The 10,492-nt window shown below is 68.3% G+C and carries 11 protein-coding genes; 8 read left to right on the top strand and 3 right to left on the bottom strand.

Translation table 11 applies throughout. The features are described 5' to 3' along the window. Positions 1–255 precede the first annotated feature (255 nt). Positions 256–1,089 (top strand): symmetrical bis(5'-nucleosyl)-tetraphosphatase, encoded by an 834-nt coding sequence (locus ACLFMY_RS06750; protein WP_410763844.1) that lies wholly within the window; start codon positions 256–258, stop codon positions 1,087–1,089. A 48-nt stretch (positions 1,090–1,137) separates the two neighbouring features. Then, on the top strand, positions 1,138–2,523 hold the full coding sequence (locus ACLFMY_RS06745) for an MFS transporter (protein WP_410763843.1): 1,386 nt from the start codon (positions 1,138–1,140) through the stop codon (positions 2,521–2,523). On the opposite strand, the gene ACLFMY_RS06740 is transcribed toward ACLFMY_RS06745, so the two are convergent. After that, positions 2,492–2,944, bottom strand: coding sequence for a nuclear transport factor 2 family protein (locus tag ACLFMY_RS06740; RefSeq protein ID WP_410763842.1), 453 nt, complete (start codon positions 2,942–2,944; stop codon positions 2,492–2,494). The genes ACLFMY_RS06745 and ACLFMY_RS06740 overlap by 32 nt on opposite strands. Beyond that, on the bottom strand, positions 2,941–3,708 hold the full coding sequence (locus tag ACLFMY_RS06735; protein ID WP_410763841.1) for an SDR family NAD(P)-dependent oxidoreductase: 768 nt from the start codon (positions 3,706–3,708) through the stop codon (positions 2,941–2,943). Before ACLFMY_RS06735 ends, ACLFMY_RS06740 begins: the two co-directional genes overlap by 4 nt. 117 nt (positions 3,709–3,825) lie before the next feature. Between ACLFMY_RS06735 and ACLFMY_RS06730 the strand changes: the two genes are divergently transcribed. The 6 genes from ACLFMY_RS06730 to coaE all read left to right on the top strand — a co-directional run bounded on the left by ACLFMY_RS06730 (position 3,826) and on the right by coaE (position 10,052). Continuing rightward, entirely contained in the window at positions 3,826–4,803 is a 978-nt protein-coding gene (locus ACLFMY_RS06730; protein WP_410763840.1) for a MerR family transcriptional regulator, read from the top strand. Between the two features lie 74 nt (positions 4,804–4,877). Continuing rightward, complete coding sequence (locus tag ACLFMY_RS06725) at positions 4,878–5,327, top strand: PAS domain-containing protein (protein WP_410763839.1); 450 nt, start codon at positions 4,878–4,880, stop codon at positions 5,325–5,327. 142 nt (positions 5,328–5,469) lie between these two features. Beyond that, complete coding sequence (gene pilB / locus ACLFMY_RS06720; RefSeq protein WP_410763838.1) at positions 5,470–7,170, top strand: type IV-A pilus assembly ATPase PilB; 1,701 nt, start codon at positions 5,470–5,472, stop codon at positions 7,168–7,170. A 31-nt stretch (positions 7,171–7,201) separates the two neighbouring features. Continuing rightward, positions 7,202–8,434, top strand: a complete 1,233-nt coding sequence (locus ACLFMY_RS06715; protein WP_410763837.1) for a type II secretion system F family protein — start codon at positions 7,202–7,204, stop codon at positions 8,432–8,434. A 71-nt stretch (positions 8,435–8,505) separates the two neighbouring features. After that, positions 8,506–9,387 carry a prepilin peptidase gene (locus tag ACLFMY_RS06710; RefSeq protein WP_410763836.1) on the top strand — a complete coding sequence of 294 codons (882 nt, stop codon included), beginning with the start codon at positions 8,506–8,508 and terminating at the stop codon, positions 9,385–9,387. Positions 9,388–9,398: 11 nt separating this feature from the next. Then, positions 9,399–10,052, top strand: a complete 654-nt coding sequence (gene coaE / locus ACLFMY_RS06705) for a dephospho-CoA kinase (protein ID WP_410763835.1) — start codon at positions 9,399–9,401, stop codon at positions 10,050–10,052. Between the two features lie 11 nt (positions 10,053–10,063). Here coaE and ACLFMY_RS06700 read toward each other — a convergent pair. After that, the coding region (locus ACLFMY_RS06700; protein ID WP_410763834.1) for a hypothetical protein at positions 10,064–10,492 on the bottom strand (429 nt) is incomplete at its 5' end.

Here is a 10,492-nt window from a genome sequence, read left to right as displayed (position 1 = left end):
TGTTCCGGGTCGACATCCCCGAATTCGACCTGATCGCTCCGCCCTCCTTCCGCTCCATTCATTAAGGAAGGTCTGGACGAATCCGATACCGCTGAAGCGTGCCTTGATCACGGGCGACGCGCCAGGCCAGAGTGGCATCGGGTTCGTGCAGACCTTCCTTAGGCCACCGGCCGAAAGCCGCGACCGGGGCACGCCCGAGCCCACACGATGCTAGCATTTCCCGACATTCACCGCCCCCGGGACGAAAAGGACGACATGGCGACCTATGCAATCGGCGATCTTCAAGGCTGTCTGGACCCGCTCGAGGCCCTGCTCGAGCGGGTCGCGTTCGATCCGGCACAGGACCGGCTCTGGTTCGTCGGCGATCTCGTCAACCGCGGCCCGCAGTCGCTGGAGGCCCTGCGTTTCGTCCGCGACCTCGGCGACCGGGCAGTCACCGTGCTCGGCAACCACGACATCCACCTGCTCGGTTGCCACTACGGCAGCCGCAAGGTCCGCGGGCGGGACACGCTCGAGCCGATCCTCGCGGCCGACGACCGTGACGAACTGCTCGACTGGCTGCGTCGCCGACCGCTGATCCACCACGACCCGGAACTCGACTGGACCCTCGTGCATGCCGGCATCGCGCCGGCCTGGACGCTGTCGCAAGCCATCGAAGAGGCCCGCGCGGCCGAGGCAGCCATGGCAGACGACGAACCGACGGCATTCTTCCACGACGTCTTCGGCAACCAGAGCGACCGCTGGGACGAGCATGCCACCCCGATGGACCGCCAGCGCTTCGCGATCAACGTCTTCACCCGGATGCGCTACTGCCATCCGGACGGGCGACTGGACTTCGCCGAGAAGCGCCCGCCGGAGCAGGCCGACCCGGACCTGCTGCCCTGGTTCGCTGTGCCCGACCGACCGACGGCCGACCGGCGGATCGTGTTCGGCCATTGGTCGACGCTGGGACCGGCCATGCCCCGCCACAACGCCTGGGGCATCGACCAGGGCTGCCTCTGGGGACGACAACTGACCGCGCTGCGGCTCGAGGACGAGCGGCTGTTCGCCGTCGACTGCCCCGGGCAGCAGGCGCCGCGGAGCGACTGATGGGCCGCGCCGAGTCCCTGTCGAACGTCGCCCGGGAGTCGCCGACCGGTGCTTAGCACCGTCCTCTCGGTCCAGTCGCTGCTCGCCGGGATGGGTGTGCTGCTGGCCGGCTCCGGCCTGCTGGCGACGCTGCTGGGCCTGCGCGCCGCCGAGGAGGGGTTCTCCGACGGCACCATCGGCCTGGTCATGTCGGCGTTCTACATCGGCTACGTGCTGGGAACGATCACCATTCCCGGCATCATCCGCCGTGTCGGCCATATCCGCACCTTCGCCGCACTGGCCGCCATTTCCTCGGCGGCCGCGATCCTGCACGGACTGCTCGTGGATCCCTGGGTGTGGACGGGCCTGCGGCTGGTCAACGGCGTGACCCTGCTCGGCCTGTACATGGTGATCGAGAGCTGGATCAACGAGAAGGTCACCACCCACCGGGGGCAGGTCTTCGGCATCTACATGATGATCAGCCTGTTCGCCTACGGGGCCGGGCAGTTCCTGATCACGCCCTACGGGGCGATGGACGTCTCGACCTTCGCCATCGTCGGGCTGCTGTTCTCGCTGGGGCTGGTGCCGGTCGCCCTGACCCGCGTGAGCCAGCCCCCGCCGATGGAGACCACGCGCCTGCCGCTGATGGAGCTCTTCCGGCTGGCGCCCACGGGGGTCATCGGCGCCCTGCTGTCCGGCACCATCACGGGGACCGTCTACGGCATGGCCGCGGTCTATGCCAACCGTATCGGCCTGCCGGACACGCAGGTGGCCACCTTCGTCGCGGCGGTGATCGTCGGCGGGGCACTGCTGCAGTGGCCCATCGGGCGGCTGTCGGACGGCCGGGACCGGCGTTACGCGCTCATCCTGGTCGCCGCGCTCGGCGGGCTGTTCTCGATCCTGCTGGCCATCCAGGACTGGTTCCCCTCCCCGGCCGTGTTCGCCCTGGCACTGGCCTTCGGCGGCTTCTCCTTCTCGCTCTACGCGATCAGCGTCGCGCAGACCAACGACCGGCTCGCCAGCCACCAGGTGCTGGAGGGCACGCGCGGGCTGTTGCTGGTCAACGGCGCCGGGTCCGTCGCCGGCCCGATCATCAGCGGCATCGCCATGGGGCTGTTCGGGGCCCCCGGCTTCCCGCTGTTCGTGCTGCTCGCACTGCTCACGCTGATCGCGCTGGTGTTCTGGCGGATCCTCATCGACGCGCCGGTTCCGGATGACGAGCGCGGCGGCTACGTCTTCACCCAGCGCACCTCCGCCGCCGGCGTGGAACTCGACCCCCGATCGAGCGAGGAGGACGGGCACGAGCCGGTCGAGCCCGCCGGTGAGGCGCCGCCGATCTACGAACCCGACGCGGCCTGGACGGACTACCGTGACCCGGAAACCGCCAACGGCGAGGCCCGGCTCGACCAGGAGGGAGACGACGTCAGTCGCGCGGGACGGCCAGACGGCGCCTGATCCGCCGCAGCAGCCAGCCGAGCAGCGGCACCCGCTCGTAGATCTGCGCAGCCGGATCCCAGTGGTCCACGTGCAGCAGCACCCGGCCGTCGTCGGCCAACACCACCTCGGTCATCCCCTCGATCACCAGCGCCCCGGGCTCCTCGCCACAGCGCATCCGCCAGCGGAGCAGGCCGTGGTCGCCATCCACCGCCCTTGCGGTCACCGAAAAGCGCATGCCCGGACACTGCCGGAAGCCGTGGGCGAAGATCCCGCGGATGGCCGGCACGCCCTCCACCGCGTTGAACGGGTCGACGAAGCGGGCCTGCGGGGCGTAGACGGTCTCCAGGGTATCGAGCCGGTCCGCGCGCAGCTCTTCCATCACGGCGACGAGACGCTCGAGGGCGGCCGCCCGGTTGATGCCTCGGCCGGCGGTCGTCATGCGCCGGACTCCCGGAGCATCCGCCGCGTGATCGCGAAGTAGAGCCGGTACGGCAACAGCCGGAGGAGCTTCATCACGAAACCGAAGCCGCGCGGCGCGAGGATCTCGAAGCCGCTGCCCGCCAGCCCTTTCGCGATGCGGCGGGCGGCCTGGTCGGGCTCGATGCGTCCAGGCATGGGAAAGTCGTTCTTGTCGGTCAGCGCGGTGCGCACGAAACCGGGATTGATCACCCGGATGGCCACGCCGTGCCGGGCGAACTCCGGTCGCAAGGACTCGGCGAGGTTGATCATCGCCGCCTTGCTGGCCCCGTAGGGCGAGGCGTAGGGCAGCCCGCGGTAACCCGCGACGCTGGCCGTGAGCACGATCTCGCCCGCGCCACGGCGCATGAAACCGTCCTTCACCACCTGGATGCCGTTGACCGCCCCGAGGAAATTCACCCGCACCAGGCGCTCGAACAGGGCGGGATCGAAGTCGTCCAGCCCCATCGGCTCGTAGTCCCCGGCATTGAGGATGACCGAATCCGGCATCCCCCACTGGCCCACCACCCCGTCCCAGGCGCGCGCCAACGAATCCGGATCGGTGACGTCGGCCGAGATGGCGAGCACCCGGTCCGGGTCGCGGGCGGCCCGCTCGTCGAGCACCGACTGGCGCCGGGCGGAGATCGCCACGCGATGCCCGCCGGCGACGAGGCGGTCGACCAGTGCCGCCCCGATGCCGCTGCTGGCACCGATAAGCCAGTATGTCCGTGCCTGTCCTGCCGTCATGCGCTCCCCCTTGCCGGGTCCGTCGCCGTTGTCGCGAAACTGGAGCGAGCTTAGACCAGGGCTGCTACAATATCGATGCACAAGTTATACACACCACGTCAGCCGCAGGTGGGCAAGTTGTCCAGGACCGACCAGAACCCAGTCGACATCGACGAGAAGGGCCTGCTGCCCATTCGCTCGGTGGCACAGATCACCGGCGTCAACCCGATCACGCTGCGTGCCTGGGAACGCCGCTACGACCTGATCCGCCCCACCCGCACGCCGGCCGGCCACCGGCTCTACAGCCAGCAGGACATCCGCACCATCCAGCGCATCCAGGAGCTTGCCGAGACCGGCATGGGCTTCGCGCAGATCGCCGCGCTGCTGGAGCAGGAGTCGCAGCCGTCCGCCAGCCGGGCCGAGCCGGAGCGGGCCCCGGCACCCGTCACCCCACCCAGTTCCCTGCTCGACCGGGTGACGCAGGCGGCGATCGACCTCGACCCCGCTGCCCTGCGTGCCGCCGAGGCCGAGGCCCTGTTGTGGCTCACCCCCGACGACTACCTGCGCGAGGTGCTGGTGGAAGCGCTTGCCTACCTCGAGGCGCGCACGGCCTGGCCCGACCGCGACCTGGGCCTGATCTGGCTGGCCGAGTACATCAAGGGGCGGGCGGACTGGGTCGCCGACGCCCCCGGCCGGAACGATGCCGCGGTGGTGGTCATCGATACGGCCGACGGACCCGGCCAGCCTTTCACCGCCGGCGGGCTGAGGCTGTTCAGCGCGCTGCACGCCGACCGACACCATGTCCGCCTGCTGCCATCCGGCCTGTCGGAGACCCAGCGCGAACAGCTGGCGCGACGCTGGTCGGCGAAGGCCTGGGTGCGGATTTCCACCACCGGCTCGCCCGACCCGGAACACGAGCCGGCGGGCTCGCAGGCCGGCGCGCGAGTCTTCCGCTGCCGACTGCCCGTCCTCGAGCCCGAAGGCGGTGACCAGGCCGCCGACTTCATGCAGCGCTGGCGCCGCCTGGTCGAGGAGGACATCGAGCACTGCCGACAGGAAGTCGCCAGGGCCCTCTGGCCAGCGCAACGGCGACCGAATACCGCCACCCGTCACTGAGGCGATCTCGGAACATGAACGGGTCTGTGTCACAATGCGGCGAACACCACGCGCAACGGGAGATCCAGACGGCGATGCTGGATGCGAATTTGCTCAAGAAGGCGGTCAATGCGTCCACCGACGGCATCGTGATCGCCGAGCAGGAAGGCAGCGACAACATCCTGATCTATGCCAACCAGGCCTTCGAGGAACTGACCGGCTACAGCGAAGAGGAGATCCTCTACCAGGACTGTCGTTTCCTGCAGATGGACGACCGGGAGCAGGAAGCCCTGCAGCAGATACGGCAGGCCATCCGCGCCGGCGAGGCCACGCGTGTCGTCGTCCGCAACTACCGCAAGGACGGCAGCATGTTCTGGAACGAGCTGTCGATCACCCCGGTGTTCAACGACGAGGATCGGCTGACCTACTTCATCGGCATCCAGCGGGACGTGACCGAACTCGTCAACATGCGCGAGGAGAACGAACGGCTCCGGGAACGGATCCGCCAGCTCGAGGCGGCCGCGGGGGAACCCGGGAAGGATTGACCGACCCCGTCATGAACGGGGCCGGAGCCGGCATGCTTGTCACGACGACGCCGAGCGGGCATGCTTTCCCCTTGCCGGGCGGCACCCGTGCCGCGCGAGGCACGTCTTGTAAACACGGAAGCGACAACGCACAGGCGGATCGATGAGCGCACCCCCCGTCAATGGATTGCTCAGCGCCCTGGTCCGGGAGGACGCCCTCTCGCTCGACCAGGCACAGGCCATCCAGTCGAAGGCCAGAGACAGCCGCGAAACGGTACTCAACACCATGCTCGCCGAGGGCATTCCCCCACGGCGCATCGCGGAGGTTGCCTCCAAGCGCTTCGGCCTGCCCCTGGTCGATCTCAACGCCTTCGACACCACTGACCTGCCGGTCAAGCTCGTGCCGGAGAAGCTGCTCAAGACGAACACGGCCCTGCCCCTGTTCAAGCGCGGCCGGCGGCTGACCGTGGCGCTCGCCGATCCCTCGGACTCGCGCGCGATCGACGGCTTCCGCTTCTCGACCAACATGGCCATCGAGGCCGTGGTGGGCGAGGCACCCAAGATCGCCAGCCTGCTCGACGATGCGCTCAACGACAGCATGGATGCGCTCGGCGAGGAGCTGGACGACGACCTGGCGAACGTCGAGTTCGAGAGCGATGACGATGACGACGCCCACGACGCGGAGAGCGCCTCGCTGCAGGACGATGTGGTCGTCAAGTTCGTCACCAAGCTCCTTACCGACGCCATCCGCAAGGGCGCCTCGGACATCCACATCGAGCCCTACGAGAAGCAGTTCCGCATCCGCTTCCGGATCGACGGCATGCTCACCGAGAGCGCGAAGCCGCCGGCAAACCTGGCCGACCGCATCATCGCGCGCGTCAAGGTGATGAGCCGCATGGACATCTCCGAGCGCCGCATCCCGCAGGACGGGCGCATCAAGCTCAAGCTGTCGAAGAAGCGTTCCATCGACTTCCGGGTCAACACCTGCCCGACCCTGTTCGGCGAAAAGGTGGTGCTGCGTATTCTCGACCCGTCGAGTGCCCAGCTGGGCATCGACCAGCTGGGCTACGAGCCGGAGCAGAAGCGGCTCTACATGGAAAACCTGGAGAAGCCCTACGGCATGATCCTGGTCACCGGCCCGACCGGCTCGGGCAAGACGGTCTCGCTGTACACCGGCCTGAACATCCTCAACTCGGGTGACCGCAACATCTCCACCGCCGAGGATCCGGCGGAAATCGTGGTATCGGGGATCAACCAGGTCAACGTCAATCCCAAGGTGGGCCTGACCTTCGCCAACGCCCTGCGCGCCTTCCTCCGCCAGGATCCCGACGTGATCATGGTGGGCGAGATCCGCGACCTGGAAACCGCCGAGATCGCCATCAAGGCCGCCCAGACGGGGCACCTGGTCCTCTCGACGCTGCATACCAACGACGCGCCCCAGACCCTCACACGGATGGTCAACATGGGCGTGCCGGCGTACAACATCGCCTCCTCGGTCAGCCTGATCATCGCGCAGCGACTGGCTCGCCGCCTGTGCAATAATTGCAAGCAGCCGGAAAACATCCCGGAAGAGGAGCTGCGCCGCGAGGGCTTCACCGCGGAGGATCTGGCCGACTCGCCCAAGCTGTTCAGGGCCGAGGGCTGCGACCAGTGCACCAACGGCTACAAGGGACGGGTGGGCATCTACCAGGTCATGCCCGTCTCGGAGGCGATGGGCCGCATCATCATGGAAGGTGGCAACGCCATCGACATCGCCGACCAGGCGAGCAAGGAAGGCATTGACGACCTGCGACGGTCGGGCCTGAAGAAGGTCCTCGCCGGGGTCACCAGCCTCGAGGAAGTCAACCGCGTCACCAAGGACTGACCCAGGCCGGGCATCATAGGGAGAGAACGAGATGGCCACAGCGGCAAGCAAGCAGAAAAGCGCAGAGAAACCCGTATTCACCTACGAGGCGCGCACCAGGGAGGGCCGCGTCGTCCAGGGCGAGATGGCCGCCTTCAACGACACCGCCGTGCGGGCGGAGATCCGCCGCCTGGGCATGACCCTGATCCGCGTCAAGCGCAAGACCCGTCCGCTCTTCTCGAGATCCAAGCCGGTCCAGCCCCGCGACATCGCCACCTTCGCCCGGCAGCTCTCGACGATGATGAGCGCCGGCCTGCCGATCGTGCAGGCCCTCGAGATCATCGCGCAGAGCGCCGAGAAAAAGACGATGCAGGACCTCGTCAACGAGGTGAAGAACGACGTCGAGAGCGGCACCAACCTCGCCGACGCCCTCGACCGGCACCGCAAGCACTTCGACGAACTGTTCGTCAACCTGGTCCGTGCCGGCGAACAGTCGGGTGCGCTGGAGGTGGTCCTCGAACGGATCGCCACCTACAAGGAGAAGACCGAGAGCCTCAAGGGCAAGGTGAAGAAGGCGCTGTTCTACCCTACCGCGGTCATTGTGGTCGCCTTCATCGTCACGGCGATCCTGCTGATCTTCGTCATTCCGCAGTTCGAGGAGTTGTTCCAGAGCTTCGGCGCCGACCTGCCCGCCTTCACGCAGTTCGTCATCGGACTGTCCGTTGGCTTGCGAGAGAACGGCCTGCTGTTCTTCGGCGGGATTGCCGCCCTGATCGCCGTGTTCATCTTCTTCAAGCGCCGCTCCGACAAGTTCAACCACTTCCTCGACCGGATGATCCTCAAGGTGCCGATCTTCGGGGCGCTGACGGAGAAGTCCGCCATCGCGCGCTTCTCCCGCACGCTGGCCACCATGTTCTCGGCCGGCGTGCCCCTGGTGGAGGCCCTGCCGCCGACCGCCGGGGCCACCGGCAACGCGGTCTTCCGTGACGCGGTCATGGACATGCGGGACCTGGTCTCCGCCGGTTCGCCGCTGCGCATCGGCATGCAGCAGTCCAACCTGTTCCCGGTGATGGTCGTGCAGATGGTCGCCATCGGCGAGGAGACCGGCGCGCTCGACTCGATGCTCGCCAAGGTCGCCGAGATGTACGAGGAGGAGGTGGACAACATGGTCGACGCCATGTCGAGCCTGCTCGAGCCCATGATCATGGCATTCCTCGGCATCGTGGTCGGTGGTCTCGTCATCGCCATGTACCTGCCGATCTTCAAGCTGGGCGCCGTGGTCTGATCGCCACGCCGCCGAACCGAGTCCCCCACGGCCCGCCTCACCGGGCCGTTTCCATGTCAGGCACCTGAACCATGTCCGAACTGCAAGCCTTCTTCCAGCAACATCCGGCGACCTGGATCGCCGTCGCCAGCCTGTTCGGCCTGCTGGTAGGCAGCTTTCTCAACGTGGTCATCAACCGGCTGCCGGTGATGATGGAGCGCCAGTGGAAGCGGGAATGCCGTGCCCTGCTGGCCGGCGAGGACGCGCCCGCGGAGACCGACGAGGAACCGTTCAACCTCGTCCGGCCGCGTTCCGCCTGCCCCGAATGCGGCGCACCGGTCCGCGCCTGGCAGAACATTCCCGTCATCAGCTGGCTGTGGCTGCGCGGGCGCTGCGCGAGCTGCGGCAAGCCGATCTCCTGGCAGTACCCGCTGGTGGAGCTCGCCAGTGCCGGGCTGGTGGGTCTCGCCGCGTGGCAGTTCGGCCCGACCGCCCTCGCCCTGGCCGTGTTTGTCTTCAGCTGGGCGTTGCTGGCCGCATCGACGATCGACCTGAAGACCCATTTGCTGCCGGACGTGTTCACGCTGCCGCTGCTCTGGCTGGGGCTGCTGCTGCCGATCCTGCTGCCGGACTACCACCTCTCCCTGCAGGACGCGGTCCTGGGCGCCGTGTTCGGCTACCTGGCCCTGTGGTCAGTGTACTGGCTGTTCCGGCTGATCACCGGCAAGGAAGGCATGGGCTTCGGCGACTTCAAGCTGCTCGCCGCGCTCGGCGCCTGGCTGGGCTGGCAGATGCTGCCGCTGGTGATCCTGATCTCGGCACTGGTCGGCAGCATCGTGGGCATCGCCATGATCCTGCTGATGCGCCACGATCGGCGCATCCCCATCCCCTTCGGCCCCTATCTCGCCCTGGCCGGACTGGTGGCGCTCTACCTGGGCGAGCCGATCCTGGCCGCCTACCTGGGCGGCTACTGAGGACGCCGACCGTGCCGGCGACGGATACCGTGCGGGAAACCGGTCACGGCTCGATCATCGGCCTGACCGGGGGCATCGCCAGCGGCAAGAGCCTGGCGGCCGAGTACTTTGCCGCACTCGGCATCCCCGTGATCGACACCGACCGGATCAGCCGCGAACTGGTCGAACCGGGACAGCCGTGCTGGAGGGCAATCCGGTCGCACTTCGGCCCAGACGTGTTCCAACCGGACGGTCGACTCGACCGCCAGGCGCTGAGGCGGCGCATACTGGCGGACCCGGCGGAGCGCGCGGCACTGGAGGCCATCCTGCATCCGGCCATCCGCGAACAAGCCCGGGACCGGGCCGAGCGCGCCGCGCGGCACGCCCCCTACGTGATCGTCGTGGTACCGCTGCTGGCCGAACCCGCCGTGTGGCCCGCCTATCGCGACTGGCTCGATGCCGTCATCACGGTCACCGCGCCGCCGGACAGCCGGCGCGAGCGGCTGCTCGCCCGGCCGGGCATCGACGAGGAACAGGCCGATCGATTGGTCGCCCTGCAGACGGACGACCGGGCCCGGCTGGCCATCAGCGACCACCACCTGGAAAACGCCTCCGACCGGGAGGCGCTGCGTGACGCGGTCGCCGCGCTGGACCACGGGCTGCGGCAGGCACCCCCGGCAGGCTGACCGTCCCGGGATCAGCCGGTCCCCGAGGCGCCGCCCAGCACGAGGAAGCGTTGCAGGCGCCACCAGCCGGCCTCGCCGACCCGGCGCGGCGTCACCCAGACCGTGACGGCACCTCGGACCGGGTCACGCAGACGCACACCCACCAGAACCGCGCTGCGCCAGACCAGGCGCATTTCGCCCCGCCAGTCGCCCTGGTCGGTCTCGAAACGCCCGCGGGCACCGGACCAGGACAGGTGCCCGGACAGCATCAATCCCACAGGCCTGGCGGACAGATGACGCCAGACCCACCAGCTGCCGGCCAGCAGGACCAGCAGGCGGCCCGCCCCATCCAGCCAGACGGGCAGCGCCTCGCCACTCGGCAGCGACCCGCCGCCCCGGAGCACGACGGCCAGCAGGCTCAGCCAGGCCAGCACGCCGAGCCCCCACCAGGCGCCGGCCAG

The organism is Guyparkeria sp., assembly GCF_046545975.1.
Taxonomy (GTDB): Bacteria; Pseudomonadota; Gammaproteobacteria; order Halothiobacillales; family Halothiobacillaceae; genus Guyparkeria.
The sequence above is the reverse complement of the archived record's forward strand: the minus strand, read 5'-3'. Positions and strand labels throughout refer to the sequence as shown.

Excerpts from the sequence above, each read along its gene's own strand:
- ACLFMY_RS06750 (WP_410763844.1), top strand. The coding sequence starts at position 256 with ATGGCGACCTATGCAATCGGCGATCTTCAAGGCTGTCTGGACCCGCTC.
- ACLFMY_RS06740 (WP_410763842.1), bottom strand. The coding sequence starts at position 2,944 with ATGACGACCGCCGGCCGAGGCATCAACCGGGCGGCCGCCCTCGAGCGT.
- ACLFMY_RS06735 (WP_410763841.1), bottom strand. The coding sequence starts at position 3,708 with ATGACGGCAGGACAGGCACGGACATACTGGCTTATCGGTGCCAGCAGC.
- ACLFMY_RS06725 (WP_410763839.1), top strand. The coding sequence starts at position 4,878 with ATGCTGGATGCGAATTTGCTCAAGAAGGCGGTCAATGCGTCCACCGAC.
- pilB (WP_410763838.1), top strand. The coding sequence starts at position 5,470 with ATGAGCGCACCCCCCGTCAATGGATTGCTCAGCGCCCTGGTCCGGGAG.
- ACLFMY_RS06715 (WP_410763837.1), top strand. The coding sequence starts at position 7,202 with ATGGCCACAGCGGCAAGCAAGCAGAAAAGCGCAGAGAAACCCGTATTC.
- ACLFMY_RS06710 (WP_410763836.1), top strand. The coding sequence starts at position 8,506 with ATGTCCGAACTGCAAGCCTTCTTCCAGCAACATCCGGCGACCTGGATC.